The 15324-nt window shown below is 66.4% G+C and carries 16 protein-coding genes and 1 tRNA gene; 4 read left to right on the plus strand and 13 right to left on the minus strand.

Annotation, left to right across the window (positions count from 1 at the left end; genetic code table 11):
- Positions 1 to 2: 2 nt before the first annotated feature.
- A complete protein-coding gene (locus tag BACI71_RS11230; RefSeq protein WP_159758645.1) occupies positions 3 to 743 on the minus strand; it encodes a Crp/Fnr family transcriptional regulator in 741 nt (246 codons plus the stop codon).
- Between the two features lie 185 nt (positions 744 to 928).
- Positions 929 to 1005 (minus strand) — tRNA-Pro (locus tag BACI71_RS11235).
- 140 nt (positions 1006 to 1145) lie between these two features.
- On the opposite strand from BACI71_RS11235, the gene yajC reads away from it, so the two are divergent.
- The 4 genes from yajC (at position 1146) to BACI71_RS11255 (ending at position 4532) form a co-directional block, all read left to right on the plus strand.
- Entirely contained in the window at positions 1146 to 1484 is a 339-nt protein-coding gene (gene yajC, locus BACI71_RS11240) for a preprotein translocase subunit YajC (protein WP_159758646.1), read from the plus strand.
- Position 1485: 1 nt separating this feature from the next.
- Positions 1486 to 3087: a protein translocase subunit SecD gene (gene secD, locus BACI71_RS11245; protein ID WP_159758648.1), complete on the plus strand. Its 1602-nt coding sequence runs from the start codon at positions 1486 to 1488 to the stop codon at positions 3085 to 3087.
- 61 nt (positions 3088 to 3148) lie between these two features.
- Entirely contained in the window at positions 3149 to 4123 is a 975-nt protein-coding gene (gene secF / locus BACI71_RS11250; protein WP_159758650.1) for a protein translocase subunit SecF, read from the plus strand.
- 22 nt (positions 4124 to 4145) lie between these two features.
- A complete protein-coding gene (locus BACI71_RS11255; RefSeq protein ID WP_159758652.1) occupies positions 4146 to 4532 on the plus strand; it encodes an Mth938-like domain-containing protein in 387 nt (128 codons plus the stop codon).
- Between the two features lie 118 nt (positions 4533 to 4650).
- On the opposite strand, the gene BACI71_RS11260 is transcribed toward BACI71_RS11255, so the two are convergent.
- From BACI71_RS11260 to nuoI, 11 genes are all read right to left on the minus strand, one after another.
- Positions 4651 to 5064, minus strand: a complete 414-nt coding sequence (locus tag BACI71_RS11260; RefSeq protein ID WP_159758654.1) for a DUF983 domain-containing protein — start codon at positions 5062 to 5064, stop codon at positions 4651 to 4653.
- Positions 5065 to 5108: 44 nt separating this feature from the next.
- Entirely contained in the window at positions 5109 to 5387 is a 279-nt protein-coding gene (locus BACI71_RS11265) for a DUF1467 family protein (protein ID WP_159758656.1), read from the minus strand.
- 25 nt (positions 5388 to 5412) lie between these two features.
- Positions 5413 to 7053, minus strand: a complete 1641-nt coding sequence (locus tag BACI71_RS11270; protein ID WP_159758658.1) for a ribonuclease J — start codon at positions 7051 to 7053, stop codon at positions 5413 to 5415.
- An 84-nt stretch (positions 7054 to 7137) separates the two neighbouring features.
- Entirely contained in the window at positions 7138 to 7926 is a 789-nt protein-coding gene (locus BACI71_RS11275) for a type III pantothenate kinase (protein WP_159758660.1), read from the minus strand.
- A 13-nt stretch (positions 7927 to 7939) separates the two neighbouring features.
- Positions 7940 to 8701 (minus strand): biotin--[acetyl-CoA-carboxylase] ligase, encoded by a 762-nt coding sequence (locus BACI71_RS11280; protein ID WP_328804090.1) that lies wholly within the window; start codon positions 8699 to 8701, stop codon positions 7940 to 7942.
- The gene (gene nuoN / locus BACI71_RS11285) at positions 8664 to 10124 is read right to left on the minus strand and encodes an NADH-quinone oxidoreductase subunit NuoN (RefSeq protein WP_159758662.1); all 1461 of its coding nucleotides are present in this window, start codon (positions 10122 to 10124) and stop codon (positions 8664 to 8666) included. Before nuoN ends, BACI71_RS11280 begins: the two co-directional genes overlap by 38 nt.
- Positions 10124 to 11677, minus strand: coding sequence for an NADH-quinone oxidoreductase subunit M (locus BACI71_RS11290; RefSeq protein ID WP_159758664.1), 1554 nt, complete (start codon positions 11675 to 11677; stop codon positions 10124 to 10126). The genes nuoN and BACI71_RS11290 overlap by 1 nt, the downstream gene beginning before the upstream one ends.
- 16 nt (positions 11678 to 11693) lie before the next feature.
- Positions 11694 to 13811 carry an NADH-quinone oxidoreductase subunit L gene (nuoL, locus tag BACI71_RS11295; RefSeq protein WP_159758666.1) on the minus strand — a complete coding sequence of 706 codons (2118 nt, stop codon included), beginning with the start codon at positions 13809 to 13811 and terminating at the stop codon, positions 11694 to 11696.
- A gap of 6 nt (positions 13812 to 13817) precedes the next feature.
- On the minus strand, positions 13818 to 14132 hold the full coding sequence (nuoK, locus tag BACI71_RS11300) for an NADH-quinone oxidoreductase subunit NuoK (protein WP_037489584.1): 315 nt from the start codon (positions 14130 to 14132) through the stop codon (positions 13818 to 13820).
- Between the two features lie 8 nt (positions 14133 to 14140).
- Entirely contained in the window at positions 14141 to 14752 is a 612-nt protein-coding gene (locus BACI71_RS11305; protein ID WP_159758668.1) for an NADH-quinone oxidoreductase subunit J, read from the minus strand.
- Between the two features lie 85 nt (positions 14753 to 14837).
- The gene (gene nuoI / locus BACI71_RS11310) at positions 14838 to 15323 is read right to left on the minus strand and encodes an NADH-quinone oxidoreductase subunit NuoI (RefSeq protein ID WP_159758670.1); all 486 of its coding nucleotides are present in this window, start codon (positions 15321 to 15323) and stop codon (positions 14838 to 14840) included.
- Between the last annotated feature and the right edge of the window lies 1 nt (position 15324).

Below are 15324 nucleotides of genomic sequence, written 5' to 3' on the forward strand. Positions count from 1 at the left end.
GCTCAGCGCATAGCGACCAAGGGAGCGGGCGGCGACGGATAATCCGCCATTCGCGCCAGCTCGCCCGGCGACAGCAGCGTCACCGCCCGCCCGGCCAGCTCGATCAGCTGTTGCTGGCGCATCATCTGCAGCGTGCGGTTCACATGCACGCTGGTCAGCCCCAGCGTGTCGGCGAGCATCTCCTGCGTCAGCGGCATCCGGAAATGGGTATCACTCGCCAGCCCGACCGCACGCAGCCGGTCGCGCAGCTCGAGCAAGAGATGCGCGAATCGCTCGATCGCCACCTGCCGCCCCAGCCGCGCAGTAGCGTCGAGCAGGTGATGGACCGTTGCCATCGTATGCCGCCGCAGCGCGAGGTCGAGCAGCGTCGCGTCCGCCAGCCACGGCCCTTCGACGTCGACCAGCGTCACCGGCGTCAGTGCCATGATCGTCGCGGGATAGGGCGAGTCGCGATCGAGCGGCAGGGGGTCGCCGGGCAGAAGCAGGTGCTCGATCTGGCGCCGGCCGTCTGCGAAGTGACGCATGAGCGCGGCCCAGCCAGCACGCAGCATCCAGACGCCGCTCACCGTTTCGCCATCGTGGACGATCTCCCGGCGGGAGCGGACGACGCGCGGCGTGAAGCGTCGGCTGTGCAATCCGATCGTCACGGCAAGGCCGGGGGCGAGCTGTTCCAGCCGGCGATGCACGGGATCGCTGCGGTCGATCGTCACCCGCGGCGGGGCGGGGCCGGACGGCGTGCTCATGGCGGCGGGCGCGCGTGATCCGCGCTGGGAGCGAGAACGGGTTCCGCGGCTGGCGCCATCTAACCTCCACGCGCCGGATGCGCGGGCGGCGGGGCAGGAGGCCCGGAGTCGCGCCGAACGGTGCAACACGGATCGTACCAGCCGCAGCGAGGCGACGGAACGAAAATCATGCGATTGTAAATGATTGGTCGGGGCGACAGGATTCGAACCTGCGACCCCCACACCCCCAGTGTGATGCGCTACCAGGCTGCGCTACGCCCCGACCGAGGGGGCGCCTCTACGCCCGGTCGCGGCGCGATGCAAGCGGGTTGGCCGCATGTTGCGTGCAAGGCGCCGCAATGATAGCGGCAGCGACTTCGCGCGGCCGTATCCCGGCCGCCCAACGGTCATGCACGGAAACCGATGCTCATCTCTCCCGCTTATGCGCAGACCGCCAGCGGCGCCGCCCAGGGCGGCGGCCTTGCCGGCTTCATCAGCTTCGCGCCGCTGCTCCTCGTCTTCGTCGTCTTCTATTTCCTGATGATCCGCCCGCAACAGCGCCGCATGAAGTCGCTCCAGACCGCGGTCGCCGGCGTGAAGAAGGGCGATTCGGTCGTCACCGCCGGCGGGCTGATCGGCAAGGTGACGCGCGTCGAGGATGATGCCGTTGAGGTCGAGATCGCGCCTAACACTCGCGTGCGCGTCGTCAAGGCGACGCTCGCCGAGGTCACGCCGCTCGGCGGCAAGCCGGCGAACGACTGACATGCTGGACTTTCCCCGCTGGAAGGTCGCCGGCATCTGGCTGCTGCTCGCGGCATTGGTGTCGCTGTCGATCCCGACCTTCATCCCCGAGAGCGTGACGCAGTCGTGGGGGATCAACCTTCCTCGCGTCAACAAGGGGCTGGATCTGGCCGGCGGCAGCTATCTGCTGCTCGAGGCCGATACCAACGACGTCGCCGCGACTCGCGTCGAGGCGATGCGCGAACAGGTGCAGACTGAAATGCGCCGCCAGAACCCGCGGATCGAGATCGGCGAAATCTCCAGCCGCGGCGGACAGCTGTCGTTCCTGCTGCGCGATCCCGCGCAAGTCGACGCCGCGCGCGAACGGCTGCTCCAGATCACCGGCACCGGCGCGGGAATGACCGGGCAGCGCCAGTGGGACATCCAGGTCGTCGACACCAGCCGCTTCGTGCTGACGCCGACCGCCGAGGGGCTGAAGCAGGCGGTCGAGACCGCGATGGGCGACGCGACCGAGGTCGTGCGCCGCCGCATCGACGAAATGGGCACGCGCGAGCCGACGATCGTCCGGCAGGGCAGCAACCGGATTGTCGTGCAGGTACCGGGTCTTCAGGACCCGCAGGCGCTCAAGGACCTGCTCGGCAAGACCGCCAAGCTCGAGTTCAAGCTGGTTGACGTCAACGCCGACCCGCAGGCGCTCGCCAAGGGTCAGGCGCCGGCTGGCGACCAGATCCTGCCCTATCCGAACAATCCCTCGGGCATCCCGCTGATCGCGGTGAAGCGGCAGGCGATCATCACCGGCGACATGCTGAGCGACGCGCGGCAGGAGTTTGAGCCACAGACCAATCAGCCACAGGTGTCGATGACCTTCGACAGCCAGGGTGGCCGCCGCTTTGCGCGCACGACGCAGGAAAACGTCGGCAAGCCGTTCGCGATCATCGTCGACAACAGCGTGATCTCGGCACCGAACATCAACGAACCGATCATCGGCGGTCGCGCGGCGATCAACGGCGGGTTCACGGTCGAGAGCGCCAACCAGCTCGCGATCGCGCTGCGCTCGGGCAAGCTGCCGGTCGATCTGAAGATCGTCGAGGAATCAACGGTCGGGCCGGACCTCGGCGCCGACTCGATCCGCGCCGGCATCCTCGCTTCCGCGGTTGCGGTCGCGCTGGTCGTCGCGTTCATGCTGGTCACCTACGGCCGGTTTGGCGTCTATGCGAACCTTGCAGTCGTCATCAACGTGTTCGTCATCCTCGGCGTGATGGCGCTGCTCAAGGGAACGCTGACGCTGCCCGGCATCGCGGGTTTCGTGCTGACGATCGGTACCGCCGTCGACGCCAACGTGCTGATCAACGAGCGCATCCGTGAGGAGCGCCATCGCGGGCGCAACGTGGTGCAGGCGGTCGAGCTGGGCTATAAGGAGGCCAGCCGCACGATCTTCGAGGCCAACGTGACGCACGCGATCTCGGGCATTATCATGTTCGTGCTCGGCTCCGGCCCGGTGAAGGGCTTTGCGGTCGTGCTGCTGATCGGCATCGCCACCAGTGTGTTCACCGCCGTCACCTTCACGCGGATGCTGGTCGCCGGCTGGCTGCGCCGCACCAAGCCGAAGACGATCAACATATGATCGCCCCGTCCCTTCTCTCCCCTAACCGGACCCCGGCCGCGGCCGGGGCGGCGAGGCCGTCATGAAACTGCTCAAGCTCGTCCCCGACGACACCAATATCGACTTCGTTCGGCTGCGCGGGCTCGCGTTCGGCCTGACCCTGCTGCTCAGCGTGCTCGCGGTGGGGCTGACCCTCTACAAGGGCCTGAACTTCGGCGTCGATTTCGAAGGCGGCCTGATGATCGAGGAGCGGTTCGCGCAGGCGCCCGACCTCGGCCGCGTCCGCGAAGTCGTCGATGCGCAAGGCGTCGGCGAGGCCGCGCTGCAGCCGTTCGGCGACAAGCGCAACATCACGATCCGCCTGCCCGTCCAGCAAGGCGGCGACGAGGGCGCGACCAACACCGCCGTCCGCAAGATCGAGGGTGCGCTCGCGAAGGCGTTCCCGGGCACCGAGTTCCGCCGCTACTCGACCGTGTCGGGCAAGGTGTCGGGCGAGCTGATCCGCAACGGCGTGCTCGCGGTGGTGCTTGCGATCCTCGGCATCGGCCTGTTCGCAATCTTCCGCTTCGAATGGCAGTTCGGCGTTTCGACGATCGTCGCGATCGTCCACGATCTGCTGATGACGCTCGGCTTCTTCGCGTTGACCCAGTTCGAGTTCGACCTGAACATCGTCGCCGCGGTGCTGACGATCATCGGATATTCAATCAACGACAAGATCGTGATCGACGATCGTATCCGCGAGAACATGCGCCGCTATCGAAAGATGGACATGCGCGAGATCATCAACCTGTCGGTCAACGAAACCCTTCCCCGGACGGTGATGACCTCGGTGACGATCCTACTCGCGCTGCTCGCCTTGCTGTTCCTCGGCGGGCACGTGCTGCGCGGCTTCACCGCCGCGATGACGCTGGGCATCATCGTCGGCACCTATTCGTCGATCTACGTCTCGTCATCGCTGCTCATTTCGCTCGGCCTGCGTGCGCAGCCCGAGAACGAGAAGCCGGCGCGCGGCAACAGCATCGCCGATAATGCGGAGCGCGTCGGGCCGCGCGCCTGACCCGCGCCGGGGAGCACGCACGATGAGGATGGACCGTGAGCGCGACGCCGCAGGCCCGCTGGTGCGCGGCTTCGGCCCGGCCGGGTTCAAGGTCGATGCGCCCGACGGGACGATGGGCGTCTATCCGGCGCTGTTGCTCACCGCGGCGCGCGCCGACGGCTGGACACCGCCGCCGTTCGACACACTTGATGAAGCCGCGCTGGCGCCCTTGCTGAGTGATTCGATCGAATTCGTGCTGCTCGGCACCGGCGCCGACCTTCGTCGTCCGCCGCGCGCGCTCGTCGCCGCGCTGGAGAAGCGCGGGATCGGAATCGAGGCGATGGACAGCCGCGCCGCGGCGCGCGCCTGGGGTGTGTTGCGCGCGGAGGAACGCCGCATCGCGGCGGCGCTCTACCCGCTGGAAGGGTGAGCGGGGCGGCGAAAGCTCCATCCTTGCGAGCGTAGCAAAGCAATTCAGCGCGTCCTGCTCCGTCCGTCACCGGGTCGCTTCGCGCTTCGCGCAATGATGAACCCGGCCGAGCCCGCGCTTATTCTTCCTTCACCAGCCGCCCTTCGCGTGCCTTGAAGTAGAATTGGCTGGCCACCAGCCAGCCCTTGATCGGCCGCAGCGGCAGCACGGTGCTGACCAGCAGCACCGGCAGGCTGACCAGCACATGCATCCACCACGGCGGATCGGCGAGGATCTGCAACATCAGCGTAAAGATCACGCCGGGCAGGCACGCGAACAATTGCACGAACACCGCCGGCCCGTCCGCCGGATCGGCATAGGAATAATCAAGCCCGCATACCGGGCAACACTCCCGGATCGACAGGAAGCCACGGAACAGCGGCCCCTTCCCACAGCGCGGGCAGCAGCCGCGTACGCCGGTTGCGAGCGGCGACAGCCGCGGCCAGACATGGCCGGCATCGTCGACGAGGCGCGGATCACTGGCGTCGGTCATCATCATCCCCTGCGCCGCCCCGCGCTGCGCCGCCACAACCCGCGTCAGTTGATTGCGTTCGCCACATCCATGACGTCGAGCGACTGCGCCGTGACCCAGCCGAATTCATAGTTGGCGACGAACAGCGCGAACAGCGCCGTGGCAACGATCGTCGTCCGCACGATGACCCGTTTCAGCGAGAATTCGTGCGGCGCGCTCTCGGCGGTGCCGGGCATGTGCGCCTCCCCCGCCTCGGCGGAAGTACGTACCCCGAACGGCAGCACCAGAAAGACCGAGAACGCCCAGAAAAGGATGTAGATCGCCAGCAGCGATGTCCAGCGCATCCCGGTCCTCCCTCTGTGCTGCCGGTCAGACCTGCACGATCACGACATCGACGATCGGCTTCTTGCCGGTCCATCGCGTCGCGACCTTGCGCACCGCCATCCGCACGTCCTCGCGCAGCCGCTCGCGATCGCGCGGACGCCCGGCCATCGCCTCGGCCGCTGCCTCGATCGCTTCGGCGAGGAACGGCTCGCGCTCCTCCTCGACCGGCACGCCCTGCACGCGCACCTCCGGGGTGCCACCCGCGCGACCGTTGCGATCGACCGCGATCCCGACCGAGATCTGGCCGTTGACCGCCACACGCCGCCGCTCGTTGATCGTGCTGCCATCCGCCGGCAGGATCACGTCACCGTCGAGCACCAGCCGACCGACCGGCACGTTGCCGATCTTCTTCGGAGCCCCCGGTGCCAGCCGCACCATGTCGCCGTTAGTCTGCACCACGGCGTTGGCGATCCCCTGCGACAGCCCGTAACGCGCATGCTCCATCAGGTGTCGCATCTCGCCATGTACCGGGATCAGCGAGGTCGGGCGCAGCCACCCGTACATCTTCGCGAGCTCCGGCCGTCCGGGGTGCCCCGAAACGTGCACGTGCGCCTGCTTTTCGGTCACCATCTCGACGCCCTTGGCAGCAAGCTGGTTCTGGATGCGCCCGATCGCGACCTCGTTGCCGGGGATCTGCTTCGCCGAGAAGATCACCATGTCGCCCATGTCGAGCGCGACCGGGTGATTGCCCGCTGCGATCCGCGCCAGCGCCGCGCGCTCCTCGCCCTGCCCGCCGGTCGCGACGATCAGCACACGGTTCTTCGGCAGCCGCATCGCCGCATCGACATCGATTGTCTGCGGAAAGTTCTTGAGATAGCCGGTCGCCTTGGCGACGCGGATGATCCGGTCGAGCGAGCGCCCGGTCACGCACAGCTTGCGCCCGGTCTCCTCGGCGACCTGCCCCAGCGTGTGGAGCCGCGCGGCATTCGACGCAAACGTCGTCACCACCACCCGACCGCGCGCGCGCGCGACGCTCTTGGCAAGCCCTTCGCGCACGCTGGCCTCGCTGGGCGAGGCTTCGGCATTGAACACATTGGTCGAATCGCAGACCAACACGTCGATGCCCTCCGCCCCGATCTCGGCGAGTTCCTCAGGGGTCGCCGGCTGGCCGATCACCGGGGTCGGATCGAGCTTCCAGTCGCCGGTGTGGAACACCTTGCCGGCCGGAGTGCCGATCACCAGCGCGTTCGCCTCGGGAATCGAGTGCGACAGCGGCACGACCTCGACCTCGAACGGGCCAACCTTGAAGGACTTGCGCGCCTCGACCAGCCGGATCTTGACGCGATCCTCGATCCGCTCCTCTTCCAGCTTGCCGCGCACCAGTCCGGCGGTGAACGGCGTGGCATAGATCGGGACGCCGAGGTCTTCGGCCAGATACGGCAGCGCGCCGATATGGTCCTCATGACCGTGGGTCAGCACGATCCCGACCAGATCGTCGATGCGCTCCTCGATGAAGCGCAGATCGGGCAGGATCACGTCGATCCCGGGATAATGCGCATCCGCAAAGGTCACGCCACAATCGACCATCAGCCATTTGCCGGCGTGGCCATAGAGGATGACGTTCATGCCGATTTCGCCGGACCCACCCAGCGCGCAGAAAAGCAGCTCGTTATTCTTCGGTGTCATTATATTCCCTTGAGTGCCGGCACCGCGGCCCGCCCGCATCACAGCGGCAGGCATGGAAGACGGACGATCGCGCCGGCAAAGCGGTCATGCGTCAATATGGGCGCGCGCGAACATGATCGCCAGACCCTGGATCGTCAGGTCGGGTTCGATCGCGTCGAACGCGTCGGTATGTTGCTCGAAAAGCGTGGCGAGGCCGCCGGTGGCGATCACCTTCACGGGCCGCGCGATCTCGCGCTTCATGCGCGCGACCAGCCCCTCGATCATCGCGATATAGCCCCAGTAGATGCCGATGTTCATCTGATCGACCGTGTTACGGCCGATCACGCTCTCGGTCGCGGGCGCCTCGATCGCGATCCGCGGCAACTTGGCGGCAGCCATCACCAGCGCGTCGAGCGACAGATTGATCCCCGGTGCGATGATCCCGCCCTTGTAGGCACCGTCGAAATCCGAATGGTCGAAGGTCGTCGCCGTCCCAAAGTCAATCACGATCAGGTCGCCGGCATGAAGCGCATGCGCCGCAATCGTGTTGACGGCGCGGTCGGCACCGAGGCTGCGCGGCTCGTCGACGTCGACCGATAGTTGCCAATCGACCGGCGCGCGGCCGGCGATCAGTGCGTCGGTGCGGAAATATTTGCTGGCGAGCACTTCGAGATTGTGGAGCGCACGTGGCACGACCGTGGAGATGATCACCGCGCTGACGTCCTCGCGCGTATACCCCTCCAGCTGGAGCAACTGACTGAGCCACACCGCATATTCGTCGGCGGTGCGCCGCGGGTCGGTCGCGATCCGCCAGCGTGCGCGAATCTCGCGCGTCGCCGGCTGGATCAGCGCGAAGACGATATTGGTGTTGCCGGCATCGACCGCGAGCAGCATCGCCTTCCTCTCCCTAGACCACGAACACGTCGCCGGCATGGATGACATGCCGCGCACCGTCCGCCAAGCCGAGCAGCAACGCGCCGCTGGCGTCGAGCCCGATAAACTGCCCTTCCAATGTGGTCTGGTCGGGCAGCCGAACGCTCAGCATAGTACCGACCGGGTGCGCACGCTCACTCCAGCGCGCGGCCACTGGTCCCATCCCCTGCCCGCGCCAGACCGACAGCCACTCAGCGAACCGCCTGGCGAGCTGGTCGAGCAACGTCGCGGCATCAATTGTGGCACCGGCCGCGCGCAGGCTCGTGGTGGCGCGGTCGCCGAGCACCGGATGATGCGCGACGTTGACCCCGATCCCGACCACGACATGCGCCGCGCCGCGCTCGAGGAGGATGCCCGAGAGCTTCGCGCCGTCCAGCAAGAGGTCGTTTGGCCATTTCAGCCGCAAGGCTGTGGCGACGGGCAGCACGCCGCGCACCGCCCCCTCCAGCGCGACCGCGGCGACCAACGCCAGCCCCGCGGCCGGCGGATCGTCAGGACGGATCGCGACCAGCGTGCTCGCGGAGAGATTACCGGCCGGCGAGTTCCAGACACGCCCCTGCCGCCCGCGCCCGGCGGTCTGCTGCTCGGCGCGCAGCCACGTCCCCTCGTCGACCACCCGATCTTCCGCGAGCGCCAGCAGGTCGGCGTTGGTCGACCCGGTCGCCGGTACCGTTACGATCCGGGGCAGCGCCGCCGCCTTAGAAGAGGCTGTTGGCAGCAGCGAGCGTCCAGGCAGACAGCGCCGGGATGGCGAGATAGCCGAGCGGCGAGACGAACACCGCCGCAACCGCGATCAACCCGCCCTCGAGCTTGTCGCCCTCGCCAAATGCCCCCGTCGGCTCGTCGAAGTACATCGTCTTGACGAGACGCAGGTAATAATAGGCACCGATTACGCTAAACACGACGCCGACCACCGCCAGCGGGAACAGCCCCGCCTGCACCGCGGCGTAGAAGACCGCAAACTTGGCGTAGAAACCGAACAGCGGCGGGATGCCGGCGAGCGAGAACATGAAGATCGCCAGCGCCGCCGCCAGCCCCGGCCGCGTCCGCGACAGGCCGGCGAGGCTGTCGATCGTCTCGATTGGCTGCCCGTCGGCGTCGCGCATCTGCAGCACGACGAGGAAGCTACCCAGCGTCATCGCCAGATAGATCGTCATATAGGTCATCACCGACGCCACGCCTTCCGGCGTCCCGGCGGCGAGACCGATCAGCGCGAAGCCGACGTTGTTGATCGACGAATAAGCGAGCAGGCGCTTGACGTTCTGCTGCCCGATCGCTGCGACCGCGCCGAGCAGGATCGAGGCGAGCGACGCGAAGATCACGATCTGCCGCCACTGGACCTCGGCCGGCCCCATTGCCTCGATCGCGACGCGCACCGCGAGCGCGATCGCCGCCACCTTGGGGGCGGAGGCGAAGAAAGCGGTCACCGGAGTCGGCGCGCCTTCGTAAACGTCGGGGGTCCACATGTGGAACGGCACTGCCGAGATCTTGAACGCCAGCCCTGCGAACACGAACACCAGCCCGAACAGCAACCCCAGCGAACGCCCGCTGCCCGTCAGCGGCGCGGCGGCATAGGCCCCCGCGATCTCGTTGAACAGCGTCGAGCCCGTAAAGCCATAGACGAGGCTGATCCCGTACAGCAGGATGCCGCTCGCCAGTGCGCCGAGCACGAAATACTTGAGACCCGCCTCCGCCGAGCGCGTATCCTGCCGCATGAAGCTCGCCAGCACATAGGCGGCGAGGCTCTGCAGCTCGAGCCCGACATACAGCGTCAGCAGGTCGCCCGCCGACACCATCATCCCCATGCCGCACGCCGACAGCAGGATCAGCACCGGATATTCCGGGCGCAGGTCCGCACCCGCCGTGCGCCGGAAGAAGTCGGGCGCCATCAGGATCGCAACCGCGGCGCCGACGTAGATCAGCACCTTGGCAAAAGCCGCGAACGCATCTGCGCGGTACAGGCCATAGAAGGCATCGCCGCCGGACGAGGCCGGGCCGGTCAGCGCGATCAGCGCCCCGCCCAGCACCGCGACCGACACCCACGACACCGCTTTGGTCGAGGTCGGACCGCCCCAGGCGGCGACCAGCATCAACGCGATCGCTCCGACCGCGAGCACCAGCTCGGGCAGCGTCATCGCCAGATTGGCGGCGTAATCCATCAGTGCGCGCTCCCATGCGCAGAAGTTTCGGCATGTGCGGCCGGTACGATCCCGGTGGCCCCACGACCCTTTCCGGCGGTCGGCAGCGAGTCACCCGCCGGCTTCGCGCGGTCGATGCGCGCCAGCAGGATCTGCGTATCCTTGCGCATCGGCGCGAGGAAGCTTTCGGGATAGACGCCCATCCACAGCACCGCTGCCGCGATCGGCACCAGCAGCCACAGCTCGCGCGGGGTCAGGTCCGACATCGCGCGGACCTCCTCAGACTTGATCTCGCCGAACACCACGCGACGGTAGAGGTACAGCATGTACGCGGCACCGAGGATGATGCCGGTGGTGCACAGCAACGCGACCGTCGTCGAAACCTGATAGGTGCCCATCAGGCTCAGCAATTCGCCGACGAAGTTGCTCGTGCCCGGCAGGCCGATCGACGCCATCGTGAACAGCAGGAACAGGATCGCATAGCGCGGCATGTTGATCGCCAGCCCGCCGTAACGGCTGATCTCCCGCGTGTGCAGCCGGTCGTAGATCACGCCGACGCACAGGAACAGCGCGCCCGACACCAGGCCGTGGCCCAGCATCACCATCATCGCGCCCTCGATCCCCTGCGCGTTGAACGCGAACAGACCGATCGTCACGATCGCCATATGCGCGACCGACGAATAGGCGATCAGCTTCTTCATGTCGGACTGCACCAGCGCGACGAGGCTGGTGTAGATCACCGCGACCGCGCTCAGCCCGAACACCAGCCACACGAGGCTCGCCGAGGCTTCGGGGAACATCGGCAGGCTGAAGCGCAGGAAGCCATAGCCGCCGAGCTTGAGCAGCACGCCCGCGAGGATCACCGACCCGGCGGTCGGCGCCTGCACGTGCGCATCGGGCAGCCAGGTGTGGACCGGCCACATCGGCATCTTGACTGCGAACGACGCGAAAAACGCCAGCCACAGCCATGTCTGCACACTCGCCGGGAAGTCGTAGTTGAGCAGCACCGGGATGCTGGTCGTTTCCGCGGTGATGCTCATGTAGAGCATCGCGATGAACATCAGCAGCGAGCCGAGCAGCGTGTACAGGAAGAACTTGTACGACGCGTAGATGCGGTTCGCCCCGCCCCAGATGCCGATAATCAGGAACATCGGGATCAGGCCGGCTTCAAAGAAGATATAGAAAAGGAACAGGTCCTGCGCGGCGAAGGTGCCGATCATCAGCACCTCCGTGAACAGGAACGCCGCCATATATTCCGGCACGCGCTTTTCGATCGCTTGCCAGCTCGCCCCGATGCAGATCGGCATCAGGAACACCGACAGCACGATCAGCAGCAGCGCATAGCCGTCGATGCCGAGCGCCCAGCCGAAACGGCCGAACAGCGGGGCATATTCGACGAACTGCCACTGCGCGCCACCGACATCGAACGACGTCCACAGCACCACGCCGAGCGCGAGATCGATCAGCGTCGCGACCAGCGCGGTGAGGCGCGCCGCGGGAGCGGAGAGGAACAGACACGCAATGGCGGCGACCGCGGGGACCGCCAGCATCAGCGAAAGGATCGGGAACGACATCTTCCTTCTCCCCCGCTCAGCCCGCGATCGCCCAGGTGATCGCGGCGGTAAGCCCGATCAGCATGACGAAAGCATAAGTATAGACATATCCGGTCTGGAGACGAACCGCCGCGCGGCTTCCTACCTGCACCAGCCACGCCGAGCCGTTCGGCCCGAAGCGGTCGATCGTCCCCTCGTCGCCACGGTGCCACAGCAGGCGACCGATCGCGAACGCCGGGCGCACGAACAGGAAGTGGTAGAGCTGGTCGAAATACCATTTGTTGAGCAGGAAGCGGTACAGCGGCTGGAACGTGTCCGCGAACTTCGCGGGCGCGTCCGGCGAGCGGATGTAGGTCAGGTAGGCGATCAGCAGCCCCGACAACATCACGATCGTTGCCGCCAGCTGCACCAGCAGCGGGACCTGATGCATTTCGTGCATCAGATGCTCGTTGAAGAACAACGCACCCTTCCAGAACCCGCCGGCGCTCTCCGGATCGATGAACCAGCGATGGAACACGAACCCGGCCGCGACCGCGCCGACCGACAGCACGATCAGCGGGATCAGCATGACGATTGGACTTTCGTGCGGATGATAGCCGCCGGTGCCCTTCGGAATCTCGTTGAACCCGCGCGATTCGACGAGCGGCGCATGGCCGGCGTCCTCGCCCGCGGGATCGGGATGATGCGCGTCGTCATGACCGTGCGCATGCGCGTCGCCATGGTCGTGCGCGTGATCGTCATGGCCGTGCCCGTGCGCGTCATGGAGCGCGTGCTGGATATGCTCCGACGCCGCCCAGCGCGGTTCCCCCCAGAAAGTGAGGAACATCAGCCGCCATGAATAGAAACTCGTCAGCAGCGCCGCGAACACCCCGACCATCGACGCGACCGGCGAGCCGGCGGCCCACGCCACCTCGATGATCGCATCCTTCGAGTGATAGCCGGCGAATCCGCCGATGCCGTAGATGCCCACGCCGGTGATCGCGAGCGTCCCCAGCAACATCGCCCAGAAGGTGACCGGGATCGCCTTCCGCAGACCGCCGTAGAAACGCATGTCCTGCTCATGGTGCATCGCATGGATCACCGAGCCAGCCCCGAGGAACAGCAGCGCCTTGAAGAACGCGTGCGTGAAAAGGTGGAACATCGCCGCGCCATAGGCGCCGACACCCGCCGCGAAAAACATATAGCCGAGCTGCGAACAGGTCGAATAGGCGATCACGCGCTTGATGTCGGTCTGCGTCGTGCCGATCGTCGCCGCGAACAGACAGGTCGCGGCACCGATGAAGGTCACGAAGCCCATCGCGGTCGGCGAGGTCTCGAACATCGGCGACAGGCGGCACACCATGAACACGCCCGCGGTCACCATCGTCGCGGCGTGGATCAGCGCCGACACCGGGGTCGGGCCTTCCATCGCGTCCGGCAGCCAGGTGTGCAGCCCGAGCTGTGCCGACTTGCCCATCGCGCCGACGAACAGCAGCAGGCACAGCACCGTCATCGTGTCGGCGCGGAACCAGAGGAAGCCGATCGTCGACCCCGCCATCGACGGCGCCGCGGCGAGGATCGCCGGGATCGAGACGGTGTTGAAGACCAGGTAGGTGCCGAAGATCCCGAGCATGAAGCCGAGATCGCCGACGCGGTTGACGACGAAGGCCTTGATCGCCGCGGCATTGGCGCTCGGCTTGCGGAACCAGAAACCGATCAGCAGATAGCTGGCGAGGCCGACGCCTTCCCAGCCGAAGAACATCTGGATCAGATTGTCGGCGGTCACCAGCATCAGCATCGCGAAGGTGAACAGCGACAGATAGGCGAAGAAGCGCGGCTGGTCCGGGTCCTCGCTCATATAGCCCCAGCTATAGAGGTGGACGAGCGCCGAGACGCTGGTGATCACCACCAGCATCACCGCGGTCAGCGCATCGACGCGCAGCGCCCAAGAGACGTCGAACGTGCCCGAGGTCATGAAGTGCAGCACCGGCGTCACCGACGCCTCGCTGCTGCCCATCAGGAAGCCAATGAACACCGGCCATGACAAGGCGCTCGACAGGAAAAGCCCGCCGGTCGTGATCGCCTTGGGGAAAGTCGCGCCGAACGACTTGTTCGCGAACCCGGCGACGATCGCCGCGACGAGCGGGACGAAGACGATGAAGAGGATCGAATGCACCGGAATTTATCCCTTCATCCGGCTGGGATCGTCGACCGAGATCGAGCCGCGGCCGCGGAAGAAGATGACGAGAATGGCGAGCCCGATCGCCGCCTCACCGGCGGCGACGGTCAACACGAACATCGCGAACACCTGCCCGACGAGATCCTGCAGCGCCGCCGAGAAGGCGACTAGGTTGATGTTCACCGCCAGCAGGATCAGCTCGATCGCCATCAGGATGACGATGATGTTCTTGCGGTTGAGGAAGATCCCCAGCACGCCCATCGTGAATAGGATCGCCGCGACGACCAGATAGTGGACGAGGCCGACGCCCCCCGACATGGCCGCGTTCACAGCTGTACCCCCTGACCGATCTCCGGCCGCACGTTGCGCGTCGCGTCCTGTGGTCGGCGCGCATTCTGCCGCGCGATATTCTGGTAGCGCGACCCCGACCGCTCGCGGTGGGTCAGCACGATCGCGCCAATCATCGCGACCAGCAGCACCAGCCCCGCGCCCTCGAAGATGAACAGATAGCGCGTGTAGAGCAGGTTGCCGATCTGGACGATGTTCGGGACGACATGGTCGGTCGGCGCCGCGCGACGCGCGAGGTCGATCCCGCCCGCGCTCCATGCGCCAACGCCAATGAGGATTTCGGCGACCAGTGCCACCGCGAGCACCAGCCCGATCCCGAAATAACGGACGAACCCGGCACGCAGCTCGGCAAAGTCGATGTCGAGCATCATGACCACAAACAGGAACAGCACCGCGACCGCGCCGACATAGACGATGACAAGCAGCATCGCGATGAACTCGGCACCGACCAGCACCATCAGCCCGGCGGCGTTGAAGAACGCGAGGATCAGCCACAGCACCGAATGCACCGGATTGCGCGAAGAGATCGTCATCGCGCCGGACAGCAGCACGACGAGCGCGAACAGATAGAAGGCGATGGCCTGGATCATAGCGCCTTCCCCGCGTCCGCACGCCCGCGGCGCGCGCTGAATGAAACCGTCAAAATCATCTCGACCCCTGATGTCACGCGAGCGCCTACCGGTATGGCGCGTCGGCGGCAAGGTTCGCGGCGATCGCGCGCTCCCACCGGTCGCCGTTGTCGAGCAGCTTGGCCTTGTCGTAGATCAGTTCCTCGCGGGTCTCGGTCGAGAAATCGAGGTTCGGCCCCTCGACCACCGCGTCGACCGGGCAGGCTTCCTGACACAGGCCGCAATAGATGCACTTGGTCATGTCGATGTCGTAGCGCGTCGTGCGGCGGCTGCCGTCATCGCGCGGCTCGGCCTCGATCGTGATCGCCTGCGCCGGGCACACCGCCTCGCACAGCTTGCACGCGATGCAGCGCTCTTCGCCGTTCGGATAGCGGCGCAGCGCATGTTCGCCGCGGAAGCGCGGGCTCAGCGGGTTCTTCTCGTACGGATAGTTGATCGTCGCCTTCGGCTTGAAGAAATACTTCAGCGTCAGCGCATGTGCCTTCACGAACTCGTAAAGCGTGAACGCCTTGATCGTCTGCGCGATACCCATC

It is taken from the genome of Sphingomonas sp. 8AM (assembly GCF_902506455.1).
Taxonomy (GTDB): domain Bacteria; phylum Pseudomonadota; class Alphaproteobacteria; order Sphingomonadales; family Sphingomonadaceae; genus Sphingomonas.

What these genes read in the sequence shown, in the direction of transcription:
- BACI71_RS11265 (WP_159758656.1), bottom strand. Translation starts at nt 5,387, where the DNA reads ATGCGCTGGACATCGCTGCTGGCGATCTACATCCTTTTCTGGGCGTTC.
- yajC (WP_159758646.1), top strand. Translation starts at nt 1,146, where the DNA reads ATGCTCATCTCTCCCGCTTATGCGCAGACCGCCAGCGGCGCCGCCCAG.
- nuoN (WP_159758662.1), bottom strand. Translation starts at nt 10,124, where the DNA reads ATGGATTACGCCGCCAATCTGGCGATGACGCTGCCCGAGCTGGTGCTC.
- BACI71_RS11305 (WP_159758668.1), bottom strand. Translation starts at nt 14,752, where the DNA reads ATGATCCAGGCCATCGCCTTCTATCTGTTCGCGCTCGTCGTGCTGCTG.
- BACI71_RS11275 (WP_159758660.1), bottom strand. Translation starts at nt 7,926, where the DNA reads ATGCTGCTCGCGGTCGATGCCGGCAACACCAATATCGTCTTCGCGCTG.
- secF (WP_159758650.1), top strand. Translation starts at nt 3,149, where the DNA reads ATGAAACTGCTCAAGCTCGTCCCCGACGACACCAATATCGACTTCGTT.
- nuoK (WP_037489584.1), bottom strand. Translation starts at nt 14,132, where the DNA reads ATGTCGGGGGGCGTCGGCCTCGTCCACTATCTGGTCGTCGCGGCGATC.
- BACI71_RS11290 (WP_159758664.1), bottom strand. Translation starts at nt 11,677, where the DNA reads ATGTCGTTCCCGATCCTTTCGCTGATGCTGGCGGTCCCCGCGGTCGCC.
- BACI71_RS11255 (WP_159758652.1), top strand. Translation starts at nt 4,146, where the DNA reads ATGAGGATGGACCGTGAGCGCGACGCCGCAGGCCCGCTGGTGCGCGGC.
- BACI71_RS11260 (WP_159758654.1), bottom strand. Translation starts at nt 5,064, where the DNA reads ATGACCGACGCCAGTGATCCGCGCCTCGTCGACGATGCCGGCCATGTC.
- BACI71_RS11230 (WP_159758645.1), bottom strand. Translation starts at nt 743, where the DNA reads ATGAGCACGCCGTCCGGCCCCGCCCCGCCGCGGGTGACGATCGACCGC.
- nuoI (WP_159758670.1), bottom strand. Translation starts at nt 15,323, where the DNA reads ATGGGTATCGCGCAGACGATCAAGGCGTTCACGCTTTACGAGTTCGTG.
- BACI71_RS11270 (WP_159758658.1), bottom strand. Translation starts at nt 7,053, where the DNA reads ATGACACCGAAGAATAACGAGCTGCTTTTCTGCGCGCTGGGTGGGTCC.
- secD (WP_159758648.1), top strand. Translation starts at nt 1,486, where the DNA reads ATGCTGGACTTTCCCCGCTGGAAGGTCGCCGGCATCTGGCTGCTGCTC.